At 46.4% G+C, this 26,204-nt stretch carries 24 protein-coding genes and 4 pseudogenes; 22 read left to right on the top strand and 6 right to left on the bottom strand.

Annotation, left to right across the window (positions count from 1 at the left end):
* The first annotated feature begins 2 nt into the window (after positions 1 to 2).
* Positions 3 to 389, top strand: a complete 387-nt coding sequence (locus tag AABB92_RS00325) for a hypothetical protein (RefSeq protein WP_031376616.1) — start codon at positions 3 to 5, stop codon at positions 387 to 389.
* 26 nt (positions 390 to 415) lie between these two features.
* Positions 416 to 736, top strand: coding sequence for a hypothetical protein (locus tag AABB92_RS00320; protein WP_001594383.1), 321 nt, complete (start codon positions 416 to 418; stop codon positions 734 to 736).
* A 136-nt stretch (positions 737 to 872) separates the two neighbouring features.
* Here AABB92_RS00320 and AABB92_RS00315 read toward each other — a convergent pair whose 3' ends face one another.
* Positions 873 to 1,298 (bottom strand): hypothetical protein, encoded by a 426-nt coding sequence (locus AABB92_RS00315; protein ID WP_046288164.1) that lies wholly within the window; start codon positions 1,296 to 1,298, stop codon positions 873 to 875.
* Between the two features lie 994 nt (positions 1,299 to 2,292).
* Between AABB92_RS00315 and AABB92_RS00310 the strand changes: the two genes are divergently transcribed.
* Positions 2,293 to 2,856, top strand: coding sequence for a helix-turn-helix domain-containing protein (locus tag AABB92_RS00310; RefSeq protein WP_000072654.1), 564 nt, complete (start codon positions 2,293 to 2,295; stop codon positions 2,854 to 2,856).
* A 69-nt stretch (positions 2,857 to 2,925) separates the two neighbouring features.
* Positions 2,926 to 3,231, top strand: a complete 306-nt coding sequence (locus AABB92_RS00305) for a hypothetical protein (RefSeq protein ID WP_000813690.1) — start codon at positions 2,926 to 2,928, stop codon at positions 3,229 to 3,231.
* A 653-nt stretch (positions 3,232 to 3,884) separates the two neighbouring features.
* On the opposite strand, the gene AABB92_RS00300 is transcribed toward AABB92_RS00305, so the two are convergent.
* Together AABB92_RS00300 and AABB92_RS00295 are read right to left on the bottom strand one after the other, a co-directional pair.
* The gene (locus tag AABB92_RS00300) at positions 3,885 to 4,091 is read right to left on the bottom strand and encodes a helix-turn-helix transcriptional regulator (RefSeq protein ID WP_001064738.1); all 207 of its coding nucleotides are present in this window, start codon (positions 4,089 to 4,091) and stop codon (positions 3,885 to 3,887) included.
* Between the two features lie 122 nt (positions 4,092 to 4,213).
* Positions 4,214 to 5,068 (bottom strand): DUF6387 family protein, encoded by an 855-nt coding sequence (locus AABB92_RS00295; RefSeq protein ID WP_000800614.1) that lies wholly within the window; start codon positions 5,066 to 5,068, stop codon positions 4,214 to 4,216.
* 240 nt (positions 5,069 to 5,308) lie between these two features.
* Between AABB92_RS00295 and AABB92_RS00290 the strand changes: the two are divergent.
* Positions 5,309 to 5,437, top strand: a pseudogene (locus AABB92_RS00290) (IS3 family transposase); the annotation flags it as partial.
* Positions 5,438 to 5,503: 66 nt separating this feature from the next.
* Here the strand turns inward: AABB92_RS00290 and AABB92_RS00285 are convergent.
* Positions 5,504 to 5,651: pseudogene (locus AABB92_RS00285) on the bottom strand (ATP-binding protein); the annotation flags it as partial.
* Between the two features lie 174 nt (positions 5,652 to 5,825).
* Here AABB92_RS00285 and AABB92_RS00280 point away from each other — a divergent pair.
* Positions 5,826 to 6,818 (top strand): ankyrin repeat domain-containing protein, encoded by a 993-nt coding sequence (locus AABB92_RS00280; protein ID WP_000424355.1) that lies wholly within the window; start codon positions 5,826 to 5,828, stop codon positions 6,816 to 6,818.
* An 888-nt stretch (positions 6,819 to 7,706) separates the two neighbouring features.
* A complete protein-coding gene (locus AABB92_RS00275) occupies positions 7,707 to 9,059 on the top strand; it encodes an SIR2 family NAD-dependent protein deacylase (protein WP_023317204.1) in 1,353 nt (450 codons plus the stop codon).
* 816 nt (positions 9,060 to 9,875) lie between these two features.
* On the opposite strand, the gene AABB92_RS00270 is transcribed toward AABB92_RS00275, so the two are convergent.
* Complete coding sequence (locus tag AABB92_RS00270) at positions 9,876 to 11,723, bottom strand: YaaW family protein (RefSeq protein WP_031376615.1); 1,848 nt, start codon at positions 11,721 to 11,723, stop codon at positions 9,876 to 9,878.
* 126 nt (positions 11,724 to 11,849) lie between these two features.
* Positions 11,850 to 12,954: pseudogene (locus tag AABB92_RS00265) on the bottom strand (IS3 family transposase).
* A 214-nt stretch (positions 12,955 to 13,168) separates the two neighbouring features.
* On the opposite strand from AABB92_RS00265, the gene AABB92_RS00260 reads away from it, so the two are divergent.
* From AABB92_RS00260 to AABB92_RS00190, 15 genes and pseudogenes are all read left to right on the top strand, one after another.
* Positions 13,169 to 13,651, top strand: coding sequence for an Hcp family type VI secretion system effector (locus AABB92_RS00260; RefSeq protein WP_031376613.1), 483 nt, complete (start codon positions 13,169 to 13,171; stop codon positions 13,649 to 13,651).
* Positions 13,652 to 13,662: 11 nt separating this feature from the next.
* Positions 13,663 to 14,112, top strand: a complete 450-nt coding sequence (locus tag AABB92_RS00255) for an STM2901 family protein (protein WP_072050968.1) — start codon at positions 13,663 to 13,665, stop codon at positions 14,110 to 14,112.
* The gene (locus tag AABB92_RS00250; protein ID WP_031376612.1) at positions 14,097 to 14,444 is read left to right on the top strand and encodes a DUF1493 family protein; all 348 of its coding nucleotides are present in this window, start codon (positions 14,097 to 14,099) and stop codon (positions 14,442 to 14,444) included. Before AABB92_RS00255 ends, AABB92_RS00250 begins: the two co-directional genes overlap by 16 nt.
* Before the next feature lie 609 nt (positions 14,445 to 15,053).
* Positions 15,054 to 15,456, top strand: a pseudogene (locus tag AABB92_RS00245) (phage integrase central domain-containing protein); the annotation flags it as partial.
* Between the two features lie 317 nt (positions 15,457 to 15,773).
* Positions 15,774 to 16,610, top strand: a complete 837-nt coding sequence (locus AABB92_RS00240) for a DeoR/GlpR family DNA-binding transcription regulator (protein WP_046288162.1) — start codon at positions 15,774 to 15,776, stop codon at positions 16,608 to 16,610.
* A gap of 12 nt (positions 16,611 to 16,622) precedes the next feature.
* Positions 16,623 to 17,606 (top strand): substrate-binding domain-containing protein, encoded by a 984-nt coding sequence (locus AABB92_RS00235; protein ID WP_031376610.1) that lies wholly within the window; start codon positions 16,623 to 16,625, stop codon positions 17,604 to 17,606.
* Between the two features lies 1 nt (position 17,607).
* Positions 17,608 to 19,113, top strand: coding sequence for a sugar ABC transporter ATP-binding protein (locus AABB92_RS00230; RefSeq protein WP_031376609.1), 1,506 nt, complete (start codon positions 17,608 to 17,610; stop codon positions 19,111 to 19,113).
* Entirely contained in the window at positions 19,106 to 20,095 is a 990-nt protein-coding gene (locus AABB92_RS00225) for an ABC transporter permease (protein WP_046288161.1), read from the top strand. The genes AABB92_RS00230 and AABB92_RS00225 overlap by 8 nt, the downstream gene beginning before the upstream one ends.
* A 15-nt stretch (positions 20,096 to 20,110) precedes the next feature.
* On the top strand, positions 20,111 to 21,160 hold the full coding sequence (locus tag AABB92_RS00220; RefSeq protein ID WP_031376607.1) for an ABC transporter permease: 1,050 nt from the start codon (positions 20,111 to 20,113) through the stop codon (positions 21,158 to 21,160).
* Positions 21,160 to 21,852: a D-allulose 6-phosphate 3-epimerase gene (gene alsE / locus AABB92_RS00215; RefSeq protein WP_031376606.1), complete on the top strand. Its 693-nt coding sequence runs from the start codon at positions 21,160 to 21,162 to the stop codon at positions 21,850 to 21,852. The genes AABB92_RS00220 and alsE overlap by 1 nt, the downstream gene beginning before the upstream one ends.
* Complete coding sequence (gene alsK / locus AABB92_RS00210; RefSeq protein WP_031376605.1) at positions 21,849 to 22,742, top strand: allose kinase; 894 nt, start codon at positions 21,849 to 21,851, stop codon at positions 22,740 to 22,742. Before alsE ends, alsK begins: the two co-directional genes overlap by 4 nt.
* Positions 22,742 to 23,704, top strand: coding sequence for a ribokinase (locus tag AABB92_RS00205; RefSeq protein WP_046288160.1), 963 nt, complete (start codon positions 22,742 to 22,744; stop codon positions 23,702 to 23,704). Before alsK ends, AABB92_RS00205 begins: the two co-directional genes overlap by 1 nt.
* A 226-nt stretch (positions 23,705 to 23,930) precedes the next feature.
* Positions 23,931 to 24,176 carry a YmjA family protein gene (locus AABB92_RS00200; protein WP_031378051.1) on the top strand — a complete coding sequence of 82 codons (246 nt, stop codon included), beginning with the start codon at positions 23,931 to 23,933 and terminating at the stop codon, positions 24,174 to 24,176.
* 317 nt (positions 24,177 to 24,493) lie between these two features.
* Complete coding sequence (locus AABB92_RS00195; protein WP_031378050.1) at positions 24,494 to 24,982, top strand: cold-shock protein; 489 nt, start codon at positions 24,494 to 24,496, stop codon at positions 24,980 to 24,982.
* Between the two features lie 350 nt (positions 24,983 to 25,332).
* A complete protein-coding gene (locus AABB92_RS00190) occupies positions 25,333 to 26,187 on the top strand; it encodes a PA4780 family RIO1-like protein kinase (protein WP_031378049.1) in 855 nt (284 codons plus the stop codon).
* Positions 26,188 to 26,204: the final 17 nt, after the last annotated feature.

The following is a 26,204-nucleotide window of genomic DNA, read 5'->3' as shown; positions in this document are numbered from 1 at the left end:
TTATGAACAGATTCATGATTTCTGTGTTTTTTATTTCTGCTTTCCTTATTTCTGGTTGTTCAACATCAGGCAACCAGCATCTAAAAAAAGAAACAGCACAAAGTCTGCAGTCGAAAATTATAAAAAATAAAACAACGAAATCAGAAATCATTACCGCATTAGGTGAGCCCGAAACCAAAACTACACTTGATAGTGGCAATGAAGAATGGACTTATTCGATGGATAACAATCAGTTTGATGCCACCACATTCATTCCAGTGGTCGGGTTGCTGACAGGCGGTTCACAGACGCAGGCCAAAACGCTGGAAATCGAATTTAAAGGCGAAACGGTCAGTAAGTGGACGTTCTCTGAAAACAACAGCAAGATGAAAACCGGCCTTATTCAATAACGTACTCTACAGTCTGGGATTATTTTATGAAAACATATGCATTTACCACACTCATTGCGTCCATTTTTTTGCTGAGTGGCTGTACCGGTGAACCGTCTGAGCAGGATATTTACACTGCGATGAATAAGGTCATGGAGCAGACGAATGCCATCGTTAAATCCATAGCAGGTAAAGATGTCCCGAAAGACGCACTGCGGGAATTAAAATCTGTCAAAAAGCATGACTGCGAAAAACTATCGGATAAAAGCTATAAATGCAATGTAACAGCTGTTGTCGATAACGAAAAACGCACAGCGGCTGTCACGCTGATCAAAACGGATGATGGCTGGCAGGTCATTGATAAGTAAGACCACAGTAAAACAATCCCGCCAGGCAGGACACCAGACCGGTGGCTCCTGCCTTTTTAATGCCCGGTAATGTCTTGCGGGAAACGACTGCTTTTATGTCACTCTGCCATCCCCTGTCCAGTACGTATCCGCTGCCTCACAGCCTTTTCCTGACCACGGATCCTGGTGGTGTATAAGCCAGAGAACGTGCAATGCGTTTCTTTTCATACTGTGCCAGTAAATCAGCATAAATGTGCTCTGCTTCATCCAGATTGCCTGAAATATAATTCACGAGCGAATTCAGGCAATGCAGTAATGTGTCACTGTTTGCGTGTTGCCTGAGCAGAGGGGCCTTCAGGGTAGAAACGACACCCATAAACATCTGCATGATATTATCAACGTGATAACACGAATTGCGATATTGCGCACGTGAATAAAAATACTTCAGATGGTATCCAGCGAAAAGTACATAAAGTTTTCTGTAAAAAATATTGTTATTAACACTGTCGCGATGGTGTGTTATATATTTATCAACAACAAATATAAACTTTTCTTCCTGAGAAGAAACACAAATATTACTCATAACCCTCTCATTTTTTGTTTTTATAATTAAGTACTATCAGCTTTAAAATTTAAATCAATACAAAATTGAAAATATTTTATTTTAAAATGACAACTATTTATTCTTTTAATACTGGAAACAGCTTACGCTGTTGCAATGTTGAGTCTGATCGATTGCATTACCACTTCCTTTTTTCAAAAGCTAGGTAGTTTCCAGATTTCAGATAAAACCCCTTCAGGAATTTTTTTGAGAGAGTGCTACGCACCGGCTCACGCCCCCGACGACAGATATATGTAGATTATTTTTACCCGTCAGATGAAAACCCAACGTTTAATCCCTCTTGCAGCGCCGCTGAGTGCCCACAGCACTCACTCGCTGAAGCAGAAAGGATTTTTCCGAAGGGGTTCCGGCGTGAGCCGTATTAAGTTAACGGGTAAATCATGTAGTCGGGTCCACTCTTTCGTTAAACTCAGCAGTCTGAATCTCTGCGCGAAGCGTATTTGTGCTGAGAGCTAAACCCAACTGTCTGAACTCCTGCGCGAAGCGTATTTCTACTGACAGTTAAACACTATAGCAATGTTCTGAAGCCCAGTGGCGCAACATACAGGTGCGCAGGCTTCACTTAAGGAATAATATTACGAAGGAAAATCAGCAATAGCAGTGTTTATCAAACTGTGTACAATGGAATTTTGTGTCAGTCTAAAGCTAAATTTCGGTTTCTTGTTTCTTTATCACTCTTTTATCTTGCAAATACAAAAAGAAAATTAATCAATTACATCAAAAAGTTAAGATAGAATATTGGTTGTATATTTCAGAACCAAAAATTATTAATGACATAACGGGTGATGGTGAAATTTAGCACCCTTCGTAATAACTCTGACAACCCTTAATATTTCACTAAAAAAATAATCACAGAGCAATAAATATAATATTTTAAAATTTTTATTACTAATAATATTGACAAACAAATTTAATATGCCATATCTGTTATCACAATAATAAAAAAGGAGCCATTATGTCAAACACAAGTGTTATGTTAACTAAAGAACAAAAAGCAATCATTGCAGAAGCATTAGATGTTATGCCCGAAGATCTGGAAGAAATAAAAGTTAAAGCAAGTGCCTGTAAAAAGACATCCTTTCGTGACGATTTTTCGATGGTCTTTAAAGATAATACGGCCACACTCGCCCGAATGGATCTGACACCAACGGCATTCAGAATTGTTCTTTATCTTTTCTCAGTCATTGATTATGGAAATATTATCCCTGACTTTTCACAGTCACGTACTGCCAGAGAGTTAGGACTGAATAAATCGAATGTTTCACGTGCATTCAGAGAATTATTTGAGAGGAAGATACTGATCCGTAACGCTGAAGACGGTCAGGTTTACCTGAATTCTAATTTATGCGTAAAAGGTATTCCTCATCGTTTCAATGAAGATCTGATGGATAAATTCAGTAAATCCAGACTTGAGACTGAAGATTTTGCCACTTCATTCAACTTTTATCGCGCAGGGCGCAAAACAAAGCCTGTAAAAAAATCCAGAAACAGATATCCAACTGACGGCATTCCCTTTTAAAAGACATAACAGCGCGGTGATTTTACGCCCCACACCAGCGAAAAACTTAACAAAACAAAGGATATCTTTATGAAGCAAAGACTCCCTGCTTACCTTTACCAGAATAAATTATCAGATGAACAACGCAATCTGAACAATACTGCTCACTATGTGTTTTGGCTTCTCACATTAATCGCTTCATACACACCAGATAAAAACACTGTTTACCTGAACTTTCACCGTGCAACATCCATCGCACAGCAGGAAGATATACATATTACGCCAGCCCGATTTTATCGGGCCATCGATGAACTGATTGATACGAATGTTATTATACCTACTGAGTTTAAATACCAGTATCGTTTAAACCCTGTATTTTTCAGTTATCTTAAATAAAACAAAGGGCAGAGAATGAAAGTTTAGGATATTCCTATCCTGCAATGCTTACTATAGCAAAACCACATGACCGCTATCAAAAGCACATAATTTTTATATATCATTACCAGTAGGATTAAAATAAGAAGGTACAGACTTGTGCTGTCTGTACCCATGATAATTTATTACAGACTTTACACCTTTTTACCTGCGTTATTCTTTCTGATAATATTTTTTTCATTGATAAGGTGCTCAATACACATTCGTACTTCATCATTAATGGTAACATCTGTAGCACCTTCGACCAGTATAGAACACAACAAATAAAGAAGGACGTGCTCAAACTCTATCTCTTCGACTGGATCTACATAATTACGATAGGTTTCAATAGCCTCATACAAGCTATCCGGTGAAGTCACAAATGCACATACAAAATCTTTATCTTCCGGTACTCTGATTGAATTATTAATTTTAAATCTCCTGTACTTATTAATTTATAATGTCACGGTAAAAATTCCATCATAATTTCCACCAATGACTATTGTTATTACTTCTTAATACCAAAGCCTAACCTAATACTACTTATAAAATATCAGGCGGCCCTCGGCTCATTGTTGAATAGCACCATTTATTTTTACACACCAAATTTAATACACTCATCATTAGCCCCGTAATCAGGCTGCATTTTTACGTGAACGTTCAATTGCAGATGCGATCCATTCATCAACTTCGCTTTCGACAAATGCAATTGCACGCGAACCAATTTTTATTGGTTGTGGAAATAAACCTTCGTTGATTAGACGATAAATCCAGGCCTTGCCATAGCCGGTTCTGTTCATAACTTCTGGCAAGCGAATTAGGCGGGTATTTTGATTGTTCATTTTGTTTTCCCTTTGTCGTTGTGATGGGATCACTATACGAACAGTTGGGAAAAGAAAGGAGCGAGCTTCCTAACTGCAGGGTTACGGTCTGCCCTGCAGTAGTAGACTTCGGGAATTCGAGATCAGTTAGAATCAGAGAGTTTCATCACATCTGAAACTCTCATGTTTTTCAGGTGGGGATTTCGGTTCATGAAAAAATTGAACTGCCTAATGAAGTCTATCGTTGCAGCTTTCATCGCAAGCGGACGATCTGAGTCTTTAATGTGATACCCTAAACGGGTAGTTGTTTCTTCATCTTCATCAGTATAAAGAAGCCGGGAGAGGCGATCATCTGAGATTCTTAGTTCTTTCCTTTTTGCCCAAAGTAAGATGTCCAGCATCGCAACCAACCTGTAATTTATGATTTTTTTAATGGTTCCATAGCCGAAACGAACGATACCGGTTTCATTAACTTCCACTCCTTTTACCGATCTCCATTGTGGCAGGGCCGCTTTTATCGATTCGGCTATTTCATCGTCAGTACCACTACCAAGATCGATTTCAAGCAACACCGTTTTCTCACATAAGGGGGACAAGAGTTGTGACACATAAGCTTCGTGATGAGGCGCATTAACACAATATTCATCGTTTCCTTCCTCCCAGGTGAAAAGATTCACACTAAGAGCCATCACACTAAGTTCAGCAAGCCTGGTGATATCCGTGATAAAAATGTGTGGAGGACTGTAGAGAGTATCGTTAACTGTTGGATAATCGAGATGCTTCCCTTTGAAAAGATGGGGGTTCCCACTGAAAATTTCAGTCATGTACACCCATAGCCCTTTCTTTTCTTCGTCAGTAGGCCCAGGCTTGTACAGAAGTGCTCTTGCCCAAAGTTCGTGATACAAGGCATTTAAACTGATGTCTTCGAGCTTGCGATAGTTATCTATGTCAAGCCAAGCTTTGATTTCTTTAGTATGCTCTGGTGACCAGTTTTTCAAAATTCAAATCTCCTGCCTTCTTAAAGATTTAAGTCATACGAATAGAGTTCAGTTAGTTTGAAAAAACTACCGTATTCACTAATCGATGAAAAGCACTTCCTGCTTGCAAGTTAACCTAGCCAGAAGGAAGTTGAACTGAGAAATTTGTTATCTTTTGATGCAACTTGCCAGGGTCTACGTCCTGTCAGGAAAGGAGAGGCAGGGACATGGACCGACTACGCCCTGCCTCTTACTTTACTCTGGGCGTATCTTGTCGTTGTTCTCGACCTGTTCGCCAGAAAAACCGGAGGGGTGGGCAATGAAATTCAATTCTCACCTGACAACAAACTTACCATCAGAGCACTGGAAATGGTTTGGGAGCGCCAGGGGTCAACAACGGGTAAAAAGTGATCCGCATACCGCCACCACCGACGGTCTAATGTTGATCCACCTTGTTTACTCAGGATTAGCTTCAGCGATAACCCCGGCTTTCCGTTTTTGCTTCAGTCGATAGCCTTCTCCTTTTATTTGTACGACGTGTGTGATGTAAAATCCGGTTCAACATTGCCGATGTAATGGTAGCATCTCCCGCGAAGGTTTGGTCCTATAGTCCGGACGGCAGGTTACAGGCGTAAATTTACTGCAGGTGTTTCTGATGTATCCACGGGTGGTTTGTGGAAATTTTTATTCCGCACATCATGAACACCTTTCCCCAGCTGTTGCATTTCACAGAATTTCTGATATCTAATGACTTAAACATTTTTTCATGGGGGTGTTTATGGAATTAGTCATATCCTTATTACAAAAGGGCTTATTAGAAAAGGCATTAGACCTTGCCATTTCTGAATCATTCTTCAATGCAAGATCACCTGATGATATAAAGAAAGCTTTAAAAATAGGCTATGACATTAATGCTGTTAACAGTAACGGCAACAATGCCATTTTTGCCTGCAGAACCCTGGAAGCCATGGATTGCCTGCTCAGTTATGGAATTAATATACACCATATCAACGGACATGGGCAAAATGCGCTCTTTCATCAAAAAAATCCAGAAATACTGAAGAAACTGATTGAACTGGGTTTAGACACCTCGCATACGGATACTAATGGCTACACATGCATTTTTGAACATTACAGGAATGCTGAAGGATTGACAGAATTAATTAATGCTGGTTGTGATATAAATCACATCGATAAAAAAGGAATGAATATTCTCTTCATGCCCCTTTCCCCGGAAGTTTTATCCGTAGCAATAGATGCTGGATGCAATGTCAATCAAATTGATCATTCAGGGAAAGGATTTATTGAAAATGTATATGATTATGAATTACATGATATCATTCTCTCGCATATTGATAAATTTGACAGAAGAACGCTGCATGTAGATTTTTGTGATCTCGACTCAGCCTTTTTCTTGTATTACCTTTCTGAACATGGATTCAAAATAGAACTTAATAAAGACCATTTCACCATTAACAGTTACATTGGTGATTATAAAGAAATCTTATCCATACTTGATTTCATCAGTGAAATTCATGATATTCACTTCTATAAATATAAAGGCGGCCCTCTCTATAAAGATATCAACAAGCGAATTGTAAAGTGGATGATAAGAAATAATCTCTTGGTTGATTTATCAAAAATAAATAAACACAAGGATTATGAAGAAATTAATTCATACAAAATCCGTCGAGAACAGAAAGAAATCTCCAGGCATTTAAAACCTGCTAAAAGTATATCTGCAACAGTCAAAAACGGCGGAAGATTGTGAGAGCTTATATGTGTGATTCATTCTCATTGTTTCAATATACTGCCTCAACATGAACAAAGAAATTCAGCATCAACTATATTGGGAATTACTCTATGAATCGTATGGAGCTAAGGGTCTGACGCCTCTGCCTGGTGATGTGGAAGCTGCAGGCAATTTTAAAATATCTGCTCGTTGTTTAGTGAACTTGTCAATCATTACCCAAGTGATATTGATTATCAGCACTCGTGCTGGATCACGGCACTTCTGGAAATAAAACTTAATGAGGTAAATGATTGTCAGATGTATTCGAGAACTGCCCATCGCTGATAGCCAGTATCAATGTCAAATCAGGTTCTGATCTCCTAATCGTGCTCTCGCGATCAGTTTTCATAGAAACAGTATCCTTTATGCTCGGAAAGGCATATACCCCTAAAGCAGCTCAGGTTTATCTGGCTGAGGCTATGACGCGAAACCATTAGGGAATCTAAAAAAAGTAAAGACTGTGTGATTTGTGAGCTTGATTGAATGCACTGAGAGCTCACGCCGCTGGCGATATTGCTTAAACACAACCGGCAAATAGATCGATAGTCCCCACGGAGGAACGAGGGCATATGCCAGCTTACGTTGTTCGGGAACTTCTGCTTAGTGCCAGGAGCGGACATTTTGTCTCTCGATTCAGGCGGCCAAATTCAGTAAACCACTTCATACTCACTGATCAGCCGCGATGTGTGCGCTGTGTTGCCGTTATTGCAATCACATCCTAAGAAGATTTCTGAGAAACGCAATTAACTTCAATGATATTATATACAAAGGAAACGCTGGGAAACCGGGGTAAAGTTTGGGTGTCACAAAGCCCCGAACCGTTTCGCGGTGCATCACATAGCAATCACCTATCCCTGAGGTAACTATATGGACTTTACGGAATATCAAGAAGAAATAATCGAAGATGTTAAATCTTGCCTTGAAAACTTACAAGTCCAACCCATTTTATTCATGGGTGCAGGTATTTCACAACGATATATAAAAGCGCCTGACTGGGAAGGTCTATTAAAGCAACTAGCGGAAATATGCCCCTTGATCAAACGCCCTTATGGTTACTACAGCCAAACAAAGGGTGATAACAAACCTTTGATTGCTAGCGATTTTTGTGACTTCTATGCTGAATGGGCTTGGGATGATGGCAAGGATCGCTATCCAGAGACATACTTTGAAGGAACGACTCCAAAAGATATTTATATTAAGCATGAAATTGCATCCATTCTGAATGAATTATCAAACTCCGTTGATTTCTCGAACATGGAATATACAGAGGAAGTTCAGAAATTAAGGAAAGTAAAACCTCATGCAATAATCACAACAAATTATGACGACACATTAGAAAAAATATTTGACAATTATCAGGCAATAGTTGGTCATAACGTTGTTAAAGTGAATTATTCATCTTATGGCGAAATCATGAAAATTCATGGTAGCAGTCATGAAGTTGAAAGTATTGTTATTACAAATGAAGATTATGTTGATTTCTATAAACGTAAGAAATATATCAGTGCTAAGTTGCTAACATATTTTGCTGAACACCCCTTGTTTTTCTTTGGGTACAGTATCAATGATGAAAACATAAAGGCAATTCTCTCTGATATAGATGAAATCATCGCTCCCAATAATGCATTGATTCCAAATATTTATCTTGTCTCCTTCAGTAAGGACTGCGAGGCCACTGGTTCTCATCAAAAGGAATTGCTAATCGGTGTTGGTGAGAATAAAAGCGTTCGAATCAAGGTGATATACGCAAATAATTTTGGTTGGATTTTTGATGCGTTATCATCTAATACACCGGAAATTAGCGTTAATCCAAAACTTGTGCGAGCATTTCTAGCCAGAACGTACACATTCGCATCAGAATCCCTTGTTAAACAAGAACTTCCATACGATTTTGAGATGTTCCGCAATATTGCAGAGCATGATGATGCATTAGCAAAAATGTATGGTATCGCTGAACTCAATAATGGGCAGGCACTAAATGCTAGTTTCCCATATACAATGTCTGATCTGGCAAGGATTCTCGACATGGGATCGTGGCACTATGTTAATCAAGAATTCGAAAAATTAAGAAAACTAACCGACTTCAACATTAAAGCATCAGACAACAATTATCATGTTTTCATTAAATCTGGGAAAAGTGGTGTCGGAAAATACTCATCTGAGGCACTTGACTTATTGCGAAAATTAATAAACGGGGAACAGTTTGAGTTAAACCCATAATTAAAGATGATGCACACAATGACGTTATATTAAAGAGGCCGCTGCGAGAGACTTTTTTGCAGCAGCCTTTTCAACATATGGGCATTTCTAACGAACCAGTGATTAGACATTTTCACTGAATCTTGACATGTCTGCCTGAGTTAAATAGTTTTTTACAGTTGTTTTACGTCCGATCCTCGCTCATAGCAGACATGAATACTCTGCTAATTGGCCACTCCGGGCCTGAACGGACGAGGTACACCATCGACTCAAGCGGACAAGTTTATGGGCCACTACAGTATTTGAGATAGAGCAGTTTTTATTGACCCTCTCAGTAATCAGACGCTAAATATCCAGCCACACTTACATTTAGTTTGCCATAGAGCGTGTTATTTTGAAGTCGCTAGGCATGTTGGAACCATGCGAGGTTCTGTGGTTCTACTTTATGGTTCCTTTTTGGAACCCATAACGAAATTAATTTAAACAAAAATATTAAATATCAATACACTATAATTAAAAGCACAGGGACGCCAGCCCACCAAAATTCTTTCGCGGCGATACCAGAATTGTCCGCTGAAGTCCTGAAAGCCCGCACGGCGCAAGCCTTGCGGGCTTTTTTGTGCCCTCAATTTGCCCCGCGAAGTCCGAAGAGAACTAATTAAATCCGAACCTTTTTAGTCTATTGACAGGCCCAGACATGCCCCGGCTTCAGTGACATAAGATACACGTTGATCTGCTCCATTTTTCGGAGATAGTTGAAGAAATGCCAGTATCTACTCAATCATCGAAGTAATGCATTCTTCCATTAGATTACTCATTCTGATGAAGGTGAATGACTTACGCCAGCGGCAATTCAAAACACTTCACTGGTTTACCATCCTGCAGTTCCACCAGTAAACGTGCCGATTGTGGTTGCTCAGATAACAACACTTGTTGAAATTTATCAAAAGACATTTGTGTCTCTTCAATTGCTACCTTTTGTGGCAATAAGGTGGTTGTTGTCCATTTCCGCAGCAATAATTTATTAGCATTGGTGGTATTGCTTTGTTCTGCCAACGCAGTGATGTTTTGTATTCTCTGTTCTAACTGACGCTCAACTTTGTCAATAATATTCTCAAACTGCTGATAGTTCTGAACAATGGTTTGCTGGCGCTGACTAACGAGTTTTGTGTTCCCTTCGGTACGGGTCAGTAGATGCAACGCTTGCGCACGAACCTTCATTGCCAGGTCCCATTCATGGATTCGTTCATTAAGGATCTTTTGTTCGATTTGGATCTTATTTGTAATATCCGTACTGCCAAAGAACCCACTGTCTCTAAGCTTCAAAATGTTGTCGCCAGCATTAGAAATATCAGTTAGCAAGTGTGCTTGCACGCCGGAAAAATGAACTTCTATATCCTCGAGTTTTTGACGTATTGCAGGAGAGCATTCCCCTTCAAGCACCACAGGGGTAATTTGCTGCAAATATTGAATGGCTCCAATGATCTCCGACTTACGTGCATTGGTCTGAAATGCTGAGACTTCACGTACCGCCTCAATAATCTCCGTCAATTTTTTGCTGATATCTGCCAGATGCTTTTGCGCTAACACAGCAGACGCCACATTTAACAATAAACCAGCGTTAACAAGTTGAAGGAGCCTGTCAGGATTCAGCAGAACGGCATGCTCTTTGATCCCTTTTACACCCATACTGAATCCACGAAACCCTGTGCCGTCTTTTACATTCGCCAGAGAGCCATTGATGATGACTTCCATATATTGATGACTGGAAATGTGTGCAGACGCAGCCAGCGAGGGTAGCATCTGCAGCAGCGGACTCAGGCGTGAAATAGCGGTAATGCTCTGTTGCTGCATCGCTGCCGTGCTAGTAATTTGTGAAGGTTGAATTGCCGAAACCGTAAGCGCAGGTTGGTTAACATCATATCCAAAACCCCAGCGCTGATCGTAGGTGAAAGCTGACATTGTGGATGCTGTTGATTGGGTGGCAAGTCGGAACTGGCGGGAATTTTTTAAGCGAATCCAGGCTATTTGTACCACGCAGGGCAGTGTCACTCGAAATGCCGGATTAGAGATATCATAGGCAGTATACAGACCTGTAATAGCCAGGCCAGCCGGCCCCGTTAAAACGCCCAAAACACGCCCGATCCCAAGTCCTGCAATTAAAGGTAATACCTTACCTGCTGTAGTTTGTGCAAGGCCGTTGGCGACTAATGCTGCTTTCTGCCAGACCGGGATATCCTTACTGACCAGAGAGCTAATGTCCATATCACGCAGGATCTGGTTACGTTCATCATCCGACATTTTTTGCCATGTCGAGGCAAACACACTGTCAATAATCAGCGCTTCTTTTTCTGCTACGGAGGCAGCGATAGGGGCTTTAATTTTCAGACGTGCAGCAACGTCATCTACAATTTCGCTATAGCTAACACCATTGCGACGAAACAGATTCACGAATGTATTACCACCAAAATACTGTAACTCTCGTACAAGCAGACGCAATGTTTCATCATCGGGCTCATCGTAAAGTTTGGCGTCCTGCAATACTTTCCTGACGCTGTTCGACATGGAAAAACCAAACTTACCCGTGTTGGTGATGTAATCAATCAGCAGATCTATATCGCCTTTATCCGCGTTCAGCAGCAGTTTAACCAGAGCCTCATCACCCTTGATATCTATCTCGCTCATCACAACACCCCAGTCATGTTCATCACCACAATCTATTAAAAATGAATATCTCATTAATACACTGATTGAATCGCCACAGATAACCCAGACACTCACAAATAGTTGATAATACTGAATTTAATATTCTTACGGTGACATCTGATCGCTAGAACCATGCCGACTCTTACTGTTATAAAACATTTCGATGTAATCAAAAACATCACTGCGGGCTTCTTCCCGCGTTCCATAGATCTTTCTCTTTATCCGTTCGCGTTTCAGTAACTGGAAAAAGCTTTCTGCAACCACGTTATCGTGGTAGTTACCGCGACGGCTCATGCTGCCCTCCAGGCCGTGTGATTTCAGAAACGACTGCCACTCATGGCTTGTGTACTGACTGCCCTGGTCCGGGTGAACCAGCACCTCTTTTGGGGATTACGCCGCCATACAGCTATCAGCAGTGCGTTCAGGACAATGTCCTTTGTCATCCGGGATTGCATTGACCAGCCGATAATTTTGCGTGAGAACAGATCAATAACCACGGCCAGATACAGCCACCCTTCGTGGGTCCTGATGCAGGTTATGTCCGTTACCCAACGCTCATCCGGAGCATCCGAATTGAACTGTCGCTGAAGCCTGTTGGGTGCCACTATGCTGGCTTCACCTTTACGTGCCCCAGGGCTCCGGTATCCGACCTGAGCTTTTATTCCGGCACGCTTCATCAGCCGCCAGACTCTGTTGACACTGCACTGTTGCCCGCTGTCCCGCAGGTCCAGATGGATCTTGTGATAGTTATAAACGTAACCGGACTCCAGCCAGAACTGTTTGATCTGTCCCGTCAGTCTCAGATCTACCTGGTGGCGCTGAGAATATGGCTGCTGAAGCCAGGCGTAAAAGCCACTGGGATGAACATCCAGCACCCGACAGAGTAGACGAACAGGCCAGTAACTGGTGTTGTCACGGATAGAGGCGTACCTCAGTCGGACAGCTTTGCGAAGTACGCCGCGGCTATTTTTAATATGTCCCGTTCGTCGGTAACCCGCTTCAGCTCTTTCTGGAGACGGCGGATCCCGGCCTGAGCATCTGACTGTTCTTTATTAGTCGATGAGTCCGGATCGTATTTCTTTATCCAGACGTAAAGGCTGTGGGTGGTAATATCAAGATGTGTTGCAACTCTGGAAACAGAATGAACGCGATCAACAACCTGTCTGACTGCTTTAATTTTAAACTCTTCGGGGTAACGCTTACCGCTCATGGGCACCTCTCTTCAGGTCATCTTAAATGACTCTGAGGTGTCTGTTAAACCCGTGGTGATTCAGGATACATTTTGGGAAATGTGGGTACGGTTAGATAGAAGCAGATAGCTAACTCTCCAGGGAACAAAAAAACAACACATTGGTTATTTACTCACCTTCACTCAGTAGATACACTATTTACAGGGATTTACAACAACATAAGGAAAACAGAACATGGCTATTCCCGGTAATATGTGGCTCTATGACGATGGCGGAGCACTAATTAAAGGCGGCTGTGATGTTGCAGACAGGGAGTTCAGTATAGAGTTTAAGGGGTTTCACCATAATCTCTCCATTCCCACTGATAATGCCACTGGCAAACCTACTGGCACTCGTCAGCATTCTCCAATGATCATCGTTAAAGAATTCGACTATTCCAGCCCATACCTATACAAAGCAGTTGCTACTGGTCAAAACCTGAAATCTGCTGAGATCAAATGGTACAAAATCAACGATGCTGGTCAGGAAGTGGAATACTTCAACATGCTACTTGAAGGAGTTCGGATCGTATCAATCTCCCCTACAATGGCTTCCCCAGAAGACAAGAACAACAACCATCTTGAATCTGTGGAGCTAAGGTATGAGAAAATCACCTGGAAGCATTGTGATGGAAACATAATTTTCACCGATACCTGGAATGAACGGCAAACAGCCTAACAGGTGATTGAATGGATACGACAGAAGAACTAAACGGAACCTACTTCTACCACGGACAATCGAACCTGTCAGCAGGTGAACTATTTGATGTAATTTTCCTTGAGCAATTTTGTGATGAACTTGGGATTGGCATTGAGTCAGGTGCTGCTATCCTCGCTGGTCAACCCTGGTTAAAAACCAGAACGAAACCGGGAGAGGCAATCAAAGGGACAAGTGTTATTTCCAGGTATGGGAGAATACTTTTACGAAATGCACGAACTCCTTTTGGTATCAGAGTTCCTACACCAGTTGGTGTAAGAATGCGAAAAACAAATAATCTTGCCGCAGTCATAGCACGATATGTTCCGTGGTTAGGATGGGTTGGTCTTGTGAATTCAATTTACCAGGTATCAAGGAAAACCCAGGCAAAATACAACCTAATAGCACGCCCTAAAGATCGTATACAATGGACATCCTTTTGATGGATACAATTCAGCAAGAGGTGTTAGCACTCTTCCGTGAAGAGATTCCCGGATATTTAGACAGCAATTGGAAAGAAATTCCTTTAGAACTTGACTCTGATTTATTTGAAGCTCCAGGCGATGACCTGCATGAAGCTTTAGATAAATTTGAAAAAAAATTTAATGTGGATTTATCACAGGTTAAATGGGCGTATTATTTCCCTTGGGAGAATACTCCACTGCTTACAAGATGGTTTAAATTAAAACGGAAAGATGTAGAACGAACTCGTAAACCTTTAACAATCAGAATGTTTTCCGAATCAGCGAAAGCAGGAAAGTGGCTTTATGACTGATATAAATATAACATGTTAATGAGAGGTGGTAGTTATGGATTTCATCAATAAGTTAGGACTATATGCAGAGTATTTTAATTTATTTAAAACCACTTAATCTGGGAAAATTATTTTAACAGTTGCATTCTTTTTTATTATAGTGAGATATCGGAAAGCTCACATTTTAGATCAATTAAAAGCAAAGAAATACGTTATCTTCGCCTGCATTGCAATTATTGCTATATTATTAGCGCTCATATTTAACTCCGTTAACAACGTAGATAGCTCGCACCATAAAAAAATTAATTTTCAGAATTAAGCTATTAACTCACCAAATTTTATTATTAACCAAACTCCATATACAATCGGAACAAGGATAATCAAAACGACTTGCTCCGATAGTTCTTTTTTTCCACCATGTCAAATGCTTATCTTTTGCTTTATTTACTAAAGTTATCACTTCAGTCTCCACATTTAATATACGTATTTTATAGAAGGAGACATACCCCCCTATATTTTTAGGAATACTATATTTTTAAAAAATTCAATTTACCTGTTAGCTTTAGGTTTTGAATTAAACCCTCGAAAATAATAATTTTAGTCGTGTGTCCACTATTTGCGGGTAGGATCAGTAAGCTCTGGCAGTTTCGTTACTATCGACCTCTGACAAAGCAGCGAACCAAACAGAGTTTGGGTGCCTACCCTGCCGTCTCACTTTCTGATGTGCGTAAACTCAGAGCGGAATCCCGAGCACTCCTGACGAAAGATATTGATGCTCAGGAACATCAGAAAGAACAGGTGAGAAATTCTCAAGAGTACAAAACCAATACTTTCCTGTTAGTTGCGGAGCATTGGTGGAATGTCAAGAAAGCCAGCGTGACCGAAGACTACGCAGAGGATATCTGGCGCTCGCTTGAGAAAGATGTATTTCCGGCAATAGGTGATATCAGTGTTACTGAGATCAAGGCTCACACCTGGTTAAAGCAATTCAACCAGTCAGGCCAGAGTCGCATCAGAAACTGTTCGCCACCTGAAGTGGCTTACTCCGATGCCCTGGAGAGCCAAAGGCTGAGTTTAAACGGTCAAATCCACACAAACGGTCATAAACAGTCACGTCACAGCAACGATGCCTATATAGTCTGTTAACCCTGTTTGTAATCGCCACCAGCCTGGAGAAGCAAAATACGTGAGGAACATCACTTTTACATGCAATTTATTGCACTACTTTGCATAAAATATTTCGACTATATCACTTAATAAAAGCCAGCCCTATTTACCCACGTGGACTCCTGCCCAGTCCACATTTTCCCGTGTTCGCTTCCAGTAATTTATAGTCATCGGAGGATAAGTATGTTGCCGATTGAAAGACAGCAAAGAATTATTAATGAACTTAATACAAATGGTCGTGTAATTGCTTCAGAGCTGGTCACATTATGTCAGGTTTCGCAGGAAACTATTCGCCGTGATTTAAACCATCTGGAAAAACGCGGATTATTGCAACGCAGCCACGGCGGCGCCGTTCTGATAAAAAGACAGAGCGCCAGCATTCAGGGAAATAGCAGAACGGCTAATGAAGACCATAACGAATTATCTTTTCGTCAGCGTATTAATGAGCACGTTGATGCCAAGATGATGATTGCCAAACGCGCGCTCGACTTTATCAGTCCCGGTGACTGTATTTTGCTGGATAGCAGTACTTCCTGCTGGTATCTGGCGCGACAGCTGCCCGACATTGAATTAACGGTATTAACCAATTCTCTGCGCATCGTGCAGACGCTGGCGGCACGCGGCAGTATTCGCACTATCTGTCTGGGCGGTGAATATTCCGATCGGGATGAAGATTTTCACGGCGTGGTGGCTGAGCAGCCGCTGCGCGAATTTCAAATTAATAAAATATTTTTTTCCTGTAGCAGTCTGGGTAACGACGGATATTTGCGCGAAGGTAATGAAAATAATGCACACCTGAAACAGCAGATGCTGCTGGCCGCTGAAAGAAAACATCTTTTAATGGATGGCAGTAAATTTCTGCGGCCCTCTTTTGCCCGTATATGCCACTACCGCGACGTCGATTTTCTTATTACTGACCAATTAAAAGATAAAGAACTTGAACAGGAACTGGCGTGGAATGGCGTTAACGTTATCGTCTGTTCTCAGCGTTTTCAGTCCATGCAGCTAATTAAAAACTAATCAGGAGTCTGTATGAAAAAGCATCTTATCGCCTGCTCTCTGCTTGCCCTCTTTGCCGCCACCGGTGCGCAAGCCGCTGACAAATTGCGTATGGGTATTGTGGTCAAAATTGGCGGTATTCCCTGGTTTAATGCCATGGAAGCAGGAATTAAAAGTGAAGCAGCGAAGCGCGGAATTGATGCGTGGATGGTAGGGCCCACCGCGGCTGATCCGGCACTACAGGTACGCGCCATCGAAGATTTGATTGCGCAGAAAGTCGATATCATCGGCGTCGTACCGAACGATCCAAAAGTGCTGGAGCCGGTATTGAAACGGGCGCGCAATGCCGGTATCGAAGTCATCACCCATGAGTCACCCGGCCAGCAGGGCGCCAACTGGGATTTCGAACTGGTCGATGCGGCTACGCATGGCATTAACCATATGAAAGCGCTGGCGAAGTGCATGAACGAAGAAGGCAAATACGCCATGTATGTTGGCAGCCTGACGGTGCCACTGCATCAACAGTGGACCGACGCTGCACTCAATTATCAGAAAGAGCACTACCCCAAAATGCAGCTGGTCATCGACAAATTTGGCGTCGGCGAATCGCTGGATGATTCCATTCGCACCACCAATGAGCTGATGTCCAAATATCCCGATCTGAAAGGGATCATGGCGTTTGGTTCACAGGGACCGATTGGCGCCGGGCGTGCGGTCATGAACCGTAAAAAAATCGACCAGGTGTGCGTGATTGGCTCATTCAGTCCGGGACAAGGTGCCTCCCTGGTGCAGCGTAACGCCATTAAAGGCGGCTACATCTGGAATCCGCAGACTGCGGGCGAAGTCTTTGTGCGTATCGCAGACATGATGCATAAGAAAGAGCCCATTACTGACGGCATAACGATTGAAGGGCTGGGCAAAGTAAAAGTGGATGAAGCCACGCACACCATTCTCGGTAACAACACAGAGAGCCTGGATAAAGAAAATCTGCCAAAACTGGTAAAAATGGGGCTCTGATATGCAAGAGGTCACTCCACAGACACTGCTTGTGCTCGAGAATCTGTCGAAAACATTTGGTGGCAACCGCGCACTGAGCGATATCTCACTGACCTTACTGGCAGGCGAAGTGCACTGTCTCGCTGGTACCAACGGCTGCGGCAAGAGCACGCTGATCAAGGTTATCTCAGGGGTACACGCCCCGGACAGTGGCAGTTGCATCACACTGGGCGACGGCCTGCCGCAGCCACGCCTTACTACCCGGCAGGCGCGTGACTTCGGTATCCAGGTGATTTATCAGGATCTGTCGCTGTTTCCCAATCTCAGTGTGGCAGAGAATATCGCCTTCGAGCATAACCTCAATGGCCTGCTGCGATGGCACCACAGCGCACGCCTGCGTGAAAGCGCGCACAGCATTGTTACCGAACTGAAGTTTGATCTCGATCTGGATGAGAAGGTCGCGGCGCTCTCTATTGCTCAGCGTCAGCAGGTGGCGATCTGCCGTGCGCTGGTCGCCGATGCACGACTGGTGATCATGGATGAGCCGACCGCCTCCCTGACCCGCACCGAGGTGAATCAACTGCTGCGAACCGTGCGCTACCTTAAAGATAAAAATATCTGCGTGGTATTTGTCAGCCACCGGTTGGATGAGGTGCTGGAGATCTCTGACCGCGTTACGGTGATTCGCGACGGACACAAAATGGGCTGCTGGCCCGCGCGCGAGATGACACCGCACCACCTGACAGAGCTGATGACCGGCCTGAAACTCGACTACCAGCTGAAAGCGCCGACGCGCAACGGCAATCGCGCCATTCTGGAGATAGAAAATTTAACCCGCACCGGCCAGTATCACGACGTCAATTTTAAACTGTATGAAGGCGAGGTGCTCGGGCTGTGCGGCCTGCTCGGTTCCGGGCGCACTGAACTGGCGCTATCGCTGTTTGGCATGACACGTCCCGACAGCGGTAAAATCTGGCTCGACAGTAAGCCGGTGCGCTTTCGTGGTCATGAAGATGCGATCAAAGCGGGTATCGGCTACGTGTCGGAAGATCGTCTGACGCTGGGCCTGGTGCAGCAGCAGTCGGTGGCAGACAACATGGTGCTGCCGATCCTCGACAAGCTGCAAAACCGGTTTCACCTGATTGATGAATACCGTAAAAACAAGCTGATCCTGCAGTGGATTCAGCAGCTTGGCGTCCGCGTCGCCGATCCAAACCTCGCTATCTCCACGCTTTCCGGCGGTAATCAGCAGAAAATTGTGCTGGCGAAATGGGTGCTGACGCAGCCGCGCATTCTGATCCTCGACTCACCCACCGTCGGCGTAGATGTAGGTGCAAAAGCCAGTATTTACCAGTTGATCCACGAGCTGGCGAAAGAGGGGCTGTCGATCATTCTGATTTCCGATGAGGTGCCAGAGGTCTGGTACAACTGCGACCGCATTCTGCATTTCCGTAATGGCACGATCCATGCCGAGTATCAACCCGATAGCGTCGAGCAGCAGCAGCTGGCGGAGGTGATCAATGCCTGACTTTTCCCGTTTTCGTCCGCACTCCAGTCAGGGTTGGCTCGCCTGGGTGCTGCTGGCGTTCATTCTGTTTTTCTCGGTTGCCAGCGAGCAGTTTCTTACCATGCAGAATCTGCTGGATCTGGCGGAGAGCTACGCGGTCACCGGCATCTTTGCGCTAGGTCTGTTTGTCGTGCTGGTTACCGGCGGTATCGATATCTCCTTCGCGGCAGTCGCCTCAGTGGTGCAGTACCTGCTCGCATCACTGTTTGTACAGTACCAGTTCGATAATGCACTGCTCAGCATTTTGCTGGCAGTGGTGTGCGGCACGCTGTTCGGGGTGATAAACGCGTTACTGATCACCACGCTGCGGGTGGTCTCCATCATCATCACCATTAGCATGCAGTCGCTGCTGTTCGGGCTACTGATGTGGATCACCGGTGGTCGTAGCCTCTACTCACTGCCGGAGTGGTGGATCACGCTGCGCAATGTACTGCCGTTCAGCTGGCAGGGGGAGAGCTTTCAGGTCGGCCTGCCGCTGGCCACTATGCTGCTGATTGCCGCCATTACTGCCTTACTGCTGAACAAAACCAACCTCGGACGCCAGCTCTATGCCGTGGGGGGGGATGCGGAGTCTGCACGCCGTATTGGTATCCGCGTCGGCCTGATCCACGTTTTCGCCTACGGCTGGCTGGGCGCAATGGCGGCGATTGGCGGGCTGGTGCAAGTCTATCGTATGGGAGAAGTCGTTCCCAATGCGCTGGTTGGCGGCGAACTTGATGTGCTGGCGGCTACGGTGCTGGGCGGAGCCAGTCTGATGGGTGGCAAAGGCACAGTCAGCGGCACGCTGATGGGCGTTTTCCTGATCGCCATTCTGAAGAACGGCCTCAACCTGGTGGGAGTATCGAACTACTTCATGAATATCGTGGTAGGCGGCACCATCATGATTGCGATCGCCGTGACGCACTACAAAAAACGCAAAGAAACTGATGTCAGTTTCGTGTGACAGAGGGCACTGATGATGAAATCACTGACTGCACTGCGCCCAGACGGTACCAACATCGGCCTGATGCTGCTTATCGCGCTGGCGCTTGCCACCTTTACGCTGATGTTGCCGGGTCGCTTCCTGACCGACTCAACCTTTATGAGTATGGCGTTTCAGCTGCCGGAACTGGGTTTACTCACGCTGGCGATGTTTATCGCCATTCTCAGCGGCGGCCTGAACCTTGCCATTATCGCTACCGCTAACCTCACGGCACTGTTTGTCGCCTGGACGCTGATGAGCGCGCTGCCCGCCAATGCCGGCATGGCGTTGCAGCTGCTCTGGCTGTTTATCGCCATCATTGGCGCCATGCTGATCGCCGCCGCGATCGGTGTGGTGACGGGTCTGATGGTGACGCGAATCGGCGCACACCCGATTCTGGTAACGCTGGCAACGATGATGACGCTAAACGGCGTCGGAATCTGGCTGACCAAAGGTGCCGCCATTAGCGGTATGCCGCCGGTGGTGCAGGCACTGGGTGCGGACACGTTGCTCGGTATGCCGCTGCCGCTCTGGGTGTTCCTGATTGCCGCCGCGCTGCTGGCGCTGTTTCTCGGTAAAACCCGCGCCGGTAAATGTATCTACATGGGCGGCAGCAACATCAACGCTACCTGGTTTAGCGGCATCAATACCCATCGCATGGTGATGCTGGTTTACGTGATCTCCAGCCTGCTTTGCGTCCTGGCGGGCCTGATTATGATGGCGCGCTTTAACTCCGCGCGCATGGGCTACGGCGACGCCTATCTGCTGCTGACGGTGCTGGCGATTATTCTTGGCGGCACGGATCCCAACGGCGGCTTCGGACGCGTCACGGGCGTGGTGCTGGCACTGATTGCGCTACAGGTGCTTTCCACCGGTTTCAATCTAATGAACATCAGCCAGCACGTCAGTCTGGCGATGTGGGGAGCAGTGCTGATTGTGGTACTCGCTTTTAAACAATTCAAAACCCGATTCAACGAACACCGTGCAGTAAAGCTCAGCAAGCTGGCCGCGGTGCTTAATCCTCTGACTGAAAAGAAGGAAGTATGATGCGTACTCAAATCTCCCCGTCACTGATGTGTATGAACCTGATGGAGATCAAGCACCAGCTGCAGGTTCTCGACTCGCGCGCTGACTTTCTTCACGTGGATATCATGGATGGTCACTACGTAAAAAACATTACGCTCTCCCCCTTCTTTATTGAGCAGATCCGTCCTTATACCCGTGTGGCGATCGATGTGCATTTGATGGTGGAAGAGCCGACTGATTTTATTGAGGCGGTCGCAAAAGCAGGGGCTGACTTTATCTGTCCGCACGCTGAGACCATTAACCGCGATGCATTTCGCGTCATTAACCTGATCCGTAGCTTCGGGAAAAAAGTGGGCGTGGTGCTGAATCCTGCCACGCCGGTTTCCTACATTCAGCATTATATTCATCTGCTCGATAAGATCACCGTGATGACGGTGGATCCTGGCTACGCCGGCCAGCCCTTTATTCCGGAGATGGTTGAAAAGGTGCGCGAGCTGAAAGCGCTGAAGCAACAGCACAGCTATCACTATCTGATTGAGATTGACGGCTCCTGCAATACCCGCACCTATAACCCGCTGATCGGCGCAGGCGCCGAAGTGCTGATTGTCGGCACCTCCGGCCTGTTTAACATCCATGACGATTTAGCCACCGCGTGGGAGATGATGCGCGACAGCATTGATGAGGCCCAGGGGCTGGCGCAGGTGTCCGCATGAGATCACGCTGGCTTGGTATCGATATTGGCGGCACCGGTACCCGACTGCAGCTGATGGAAGAGGGAGGCGTCTGGAGCAGCTTTCGCAAGGTGCCTACCGCCAGCTGGGCGCAGCAGCCCGACGCGCTGCTGGCGCTTGGCCAGCTCATTGATGAGACGCTGGAGCAGCAGCCGGTCAGCGGCATTATGCTGGGTCTGCCGGGTATCCTCAGCCGCGACAGAAAGCAGGTGATCTCGCTGCCCTTTATTCAGGCGCTGGATCATCAGCCAGTGGCGGCACGCCTGGCAGCTCAACTCAGTATGCCAGTGGCGATGGACAAAGATGTTAACCATCTTATGTTGTGGGATCTGCTGCAGCTGGAGCAGCTGCCGGATAACGCAGTGGGCCTCTACCCCGGCACCGGGATGGGCAACAGTCTGTGGCTGAATGGCCGCTTTTATCACGGCGAGCACGGCGGCGCGGGCGAACTGGGGCATGTGCCGGTTGCGGGAAACGATCTCCCCTGCCCGTGCGGCAACCACGGCTGTGCGGAAACGCTGACGTCGGGTCACTGGCTGAGCCACTGGGCGGCACTGAACGCCGCCGACACGCCCATCTCAGCGCTGTTTACCCGCCACGGCGAACAGCCGGATCTGCAGGCGTTTGTGCGGCGGCTGGCTCAGCTGATCGCCACCGAGATGAATATTCTCGATCCGGAGTATCTGATCCTCGGCGGCGGCGTGCTGGCGATGGCTGATTTTCCGCTGGCGCTGCTGCGCAACCAGATTCAACAGCATTTGCGGCCACCGGTCACGCGCGAAAACCTGAAGATTATATTCAGCCACTCAACCGACTATACGGGCTGTCGCGGTGCCTGTCTCGCCGCTGAACGCCGGTTCAGGAGCCTATGATGAAAGGAAAAGTGTGTGTTTTCGGTTCCTTTAATCTCGATATTGTTGCAGTCATGCGTCGCTTTCCGCTGCCGGGAGAGTCGCTGACGGCGCACCACAGTATGATGGGTGCGGGAGGTAAAGGTGCAAATCAGGCCACGGCGGCACTGCGTGCCGGTGCGCGGGTGCACTACATCGGTAAAGTGGGCAATGACGATTTTGGCCTCTTTGCGCGACGTCATCTGGAGAAAACCGGCTTTGACGCGATTACGCTGTTTACCTGTAAAGAGAAGCCCACCGGTAACGCGCTGATTTACGTAGCAGGCGACGACGCCGAAAATATGATTTCAGTCTATCCGGGTGCCAATACCACCGTGACCGCCGCTGAGATTACGCGCTGCCAGCCCACGGTAGCCGCAGCAGATATTCTGCTGGTACAACTGGAGAATAACCTCAACGCTATTCAGCGCATGATTGATAGCGCCCGCGCCAGCGGCACGTTTGTGATCCTCAATCCGGCACCGTGGCAGAAAATCAACGATGCGCTGCTGGCAAAAATTGATCTGCTGACGCCGAACAGCACCGAAGCGACTCAACTCAGTGGCGTAACGGTAACGGATTTTGCCAGCGCGCGCCGTGCCGCCGAGGTGTTGCATCGTAAGGGTGCGCGACAGGTAATCATTACGCTAGGCATTGCCGGCGCCCTGCTATCAACGCCCTCGCAACAGCAGCGCATTCCGCTATTTCCGGCACAGCCGCGCGACACCACCGGCGCCGGCGACGCGTTCAATGGCGCGCTCGCCGCCAGGCTCGCTTCCGGCGACGGTCTGCCGCAGGCGGCGCGGTTCGCTGCGGCATTTGCCTCACTCTGCGTTGAACGCGCTGGTGCCGCCGATTCGATGCCCTCTTATGCCGAGGCTTTAGCGCGACTGCAGGCTCATCCGGAGTGTATAGTGGAACAGATTGAGAACGTATCCGCATAATTCATCGCGCTATTCTGCTCTACAGAATTTCAATTCTGGAACCAGACTAATTCGCGCATGACTTTAAGTAAGGTCGCTTACCGGGCTTTTGTTACTGATAAATTCAACAATGCCCGCTATAGCTATCCCTTTACAGCCCCAACCCAAACACGAAATAATAACCCGGCTATCTGCACCACCGAGCGCAGGCAGCACCTGAACGGAACCTCAACTTAGCGGACTCTTTATGACTAACGATATTCCCCTCAAGTACTATGACGTCGCAGATGAGTATGCGACCGAATCCGCTAAGCCGGTGAGCGACGCAGAACGCACACCGCTGGCGCACTATTTCCAGTTACTGATCACCCGTCTGATGAACAATGAAGAGATCAGTGAAGAATCGCAGCAGCAGATGGCCACTGAAGCGGGCATCGATGCAGAGCGTATCGATGAGATTGCGACCTTCCTGAACCAATGGGGTAACGAGTAACCTTACCCGAACGCGCCGGGCAGGCGGCAGGTTACGATGGTGACCTCACCTGCCCGGATCATGCGACCGGCATCATCATCTGCAGCGCTTATCCGCGTACTGTCCAGACCAGGCCAACGTCCCTTCTCTTTGCAACTGCGTGGTGAACTTTTTCACAACGCCTGACCCGCGATTATCCCGGCACCGTTTAGCGCTTCACCGGCTTGCTCTCTTACAGACCAAAATTTATCATCCACACTGATATAGTCTGCGCAGGCATTGTGCTTTACACTGCGCGCTGTAAAAAACTGAGTAGATAAACGATTAAACAGGCGGTAATGGCGATGAACGGAACAATCACAACCTGGTTCAAAGATAAGGGTTTTGGTTTTATCAAAGATGAAAACGGTGAGAACCGCTATTTTCATGTGATTAAGGTCGCCAACCCTGATCTGATCAAGAAAGACGCTGCCGTCACCTTTGAACCCACCACCAACAACAAAGGTCTGTCGGCCTATGCGGTGAAAGTGGTGCCGGAAAGCAAATACATCTTTATCGCCGGCGAGCGCATCAAGATCACCGCGATCAAATCTTACCTGGTCTACAGCGAAGAAGTGCCGGTCGACACCCGCATCGATAAAGAGAATCCGGTGCTGTCGGTAGGCGTGCTGTTAAGCAATATCCGACCGAAATCAGACGTGAAGCCCGGTGAAATGCGATCGCTGAAAAAGCTGGCAATCACTACCTTTCAGGGTTCGACCTTAATCTTCACCGAAGATGAGATCGACATCGAAAGCACGGTGAAACTGCTCAAAGGTCTGAAGTAACCCGGTGACGCTGGTCGAAATCCTGCCATTCAGCCGCAGGATTTCGCCATAGCCTTTTCTTCAGGGCACTCTGTTGCTCGTTCCGCTAAGCCTGATTCTGATTAAAAAGCGATAGCGTCAGGATTGCCCGCCGACGGTAAAGCGTTTTACCGATTGTCATCAATCAGCCCGTCAAATTGCCTGACTCCGCTTAAACTCGCCTGATGCTGGCCGGTCAATAAAGGATCACCTTCCTAAAACCTTTTTCCAGGGTAGAATTAGTCACTTCCTTCAGACGTTGCCAATTTTTTTCTATTATCGCCGTTGGTGTTATTGATACGAAAAGGGGCTGAAATAAGGTATAAAGCCGCATGAAAATCCCAAACAGAATCCAACCTCTGGTCGATGATGGCCTGATTGATGACGTGCTTCAGCGACTGAAAAGTGGCAAGGAAGCTGACGTCTACACTGTGTTATGCGGTGACAAGATCCAGTGCGCCAAAGTCTATAAAGAGGCGACGCAGCGTAGCTTTAAGCAGGCAGTGCAGTATCAGGAAGGACGTAAAACCCGTAACACCCGTAACGCGCGTGCGATGCAGAAAGGTACCAAATTCGGTCGCAAGCAGCAGGAAGAGTCGTGGCAGACGGCAGAAGTTGATGCGCTGTTCCGCCTCGCCAACGCCGGTGTCCGCGTGCCGCAGCCTTATCTGTGCATTGACGGTGTATTACTGATGGAGCTGGTGACCGATGCGGACGGCGCAGTTGCGCCACGGCTGAGTGATGTCACCCTGTCAGAAGCGGACGCCATCGCTGATTTCCACACCATGATCCGCAATATCGTGCGCATGCTCTGTGCCGGTATCGTGCACGGCGATTTGTCAGAATTTAACGTGCTGCTTGATGCCGAAGGTCCGGTGATTATCGACCTGCCACAGGCGGTCGATGCCGCGGCGAACAACCACGCCGAATCGATGTTCGAGCGTGACGTTAACAATATCACCGCTTATTACGGCCAGTTCGCCCCGCAGCTGTTACAGACGCGCTATGCCAAAGAGATCTGGCTGCTGTATGAAGACGGGAAATTAACCCCTGAAACGCCGCTCACCGGTCTGTTCGTTGAAGAAGAGCACAACGTAGATATGGATTCGCTGCTGGATGAGATCATTACCGCAGAAGATGAATACTACGAACGCCAGCGCGCCAGTCGGGAACGCGATGAGCAGTAAGCGCTGAAAGCGGCGTG

The sequence above is a fragment of the Pantoea brenneri genome (genome assembly GCF_038594305.1).
GTDB lineage: Bacteria > Pseudomonadota > Gammaproteobacteria > Enterobacterales > Enterobacteriaceae > Pantoea > Pantoea brenneri.
This window is presented reverse-complemented; position numbering and strand designations above follow the sequence as displayed.

Excerpts from the sequence above, each read along its gene's own strand:
- AABB92_RS00325 (WP_031376616.1), top strand. The coding sequence starts at position 3 with ATGAACAGATTCATGATTTCTGTGTTTTTTATTTCTGCTTTCCTTATT.
- AABB92_RS00320 (WP_001594383.1), top strand. The coding sequence starts at position 416 with ATGAAAACATATGCATTTACCACACTCATTGCGTCCATTTTTTTGCTG.
- AABB92_RS00315 (WP_046288164.1), bottom strand. The coding sequence starts at position 1,298 with ATGAGTAATATTTGTGTTTCTTCTCAGGAAGAAAAGTTTATATTTGTT.
- AABB92_RS00310 (WP_000072654.1), top strand. The coding sequence starts at position 2,293 with ATGTCAAACACAAGTGTTATGTTAACTAAAGAACAAAAAGCAATCATT.
- AABB92_RS00305 (WP_000813690.1), top strand. The coding sequence starts at position 2,926 with ATGAAGCAAAGACTCCCTGCTTACCTTTACCAGAATAAATTATCAGAT.
- AABB92_RS00300 (WP_001064738.1), bottom strand. The coding sequence starts at position 4,091 with ATGAACAATCAAAATACCCGCCTAATTCGCTTGCCAGAAGTTATGAAC.
- AABB92_RS00280 (WP_000424355.1), top strand. The coding sequence starts at position 5,826 with ATGGAATTAGTCATATCCTTATTACAAAAGGGCTTATTAGAAAAGGCA.
- AABB92_RS00275 (WP_023317204.1), top strand. The coding sequence starts at position 7,707 with ATGGACTTTACGGAATATCAAGAAGAAATAATCGAAGATGTTAAATCT.
- AABB92_RS00270 (WP_031376615.1), bottom strand. The coding sequence starts at position 11,723 with ATGAGCGAGATAGATATCAAGGGTGATGAGGCTCTGGTTAAACTGCTG.
- AABB92_RS00260 (WP_031376613.1), top strand. The coding sequence starts at position 13,169 with ATGGCTATTCCCGGTAATATGTGGCTCTATGACGATGGCGGAGCACTA.
- AABB92_RS00255 (WP_072050968.1), top strand. The coding sequence starts at position 13,663 with ATGGATACGACAGAAGAACTAAACGGAACCTACTTCTACCACGGACAA.
- AABB92_RS00250 (WP_031376612.1), top strand. The coding sequence starts at position 14,097 with ATGGACATCCTTTTGATGGATACAATTCAGCAAGAGGTGTTAGCACTC.
- AABB92_RS00240 (WP_046288162.1), top strand. The coding sequence starts at position 15,774 with ATGTTGCCGATTGAAAGACAGCAAAGAATTATTAATGAACTTAATACA.
- AABB92_RS00235 (WP_031376610.1), top strand. The coding sequence starts at position 16,623 with ATGAAAAAGCATCTTATCGCCTGCTCTCTGCTTGCCCTCTTTGCCGCC.
- AABB92_RS00230 (WP_031376609.1), top strand. The coding sequence starts at position 17,608 with ATGCAAGAGGTCACTCCACAGACACTGCTTGTGCTCGAGAATCTGTCG.
- AABB92_RS00225 (WP_046288161.1), top strand. The coding sequence starts at position 19,106 with ATGCCTGACTTTTCCCGTTTTCGTCCGCACTCCAGTCAGGGTTGGCTC.
- AABB92_RS00220 (WP_031376607.1), top strand. The coding sequence starts at position 20,111 with ATGAAATCACTGACTGCACTGCGCCCAGACGGTACCAACATCGGCCTG.
- alsE (WP_031376606.1), top strand. The coding sequence starts at position 21,160 with ATGCGTACTCAAATCTCCCCGTCACTGATGTGTATGAACCTGATGGAG.
- alsK (WP_031376605.1), top strand. The coding sequence starts at position 21,849 with ATGAGATCACGCTGGCTTGGTATCGATATTGGCGGCACCGGTACCCGA.
- AABB92_RS00205 (WP_046288160.1), top strand. The coding sequence starts at position 22,742 with ATGAAAGGAAAAGTGTGTGTTTTCGGTTCCTTTAATCTCGATATTGTT.
- AABB92_RS00200 (WP_031378051.1), top strand. The coding sequence starts at position 23,931 with ATGACTAACGATATTCCCCTCAAGTACTATGACGTCGCAGATGAGTAT.
- AABB92_RS00195 (WP_031378050.1), top strand. The coding sequence starts at position 24,494 with ATGGCGATGAACGGAACAATCACAACCTGGTTCAAAGATAAGGGTTTT.
- AABB92_RS00190 (WP_031378049.1), top strand. The coding sequence starts at position 25,333 with ATGAAAATCCCAAACAGAATCCAACCTCTGGTCGATGATGGCCTGATT.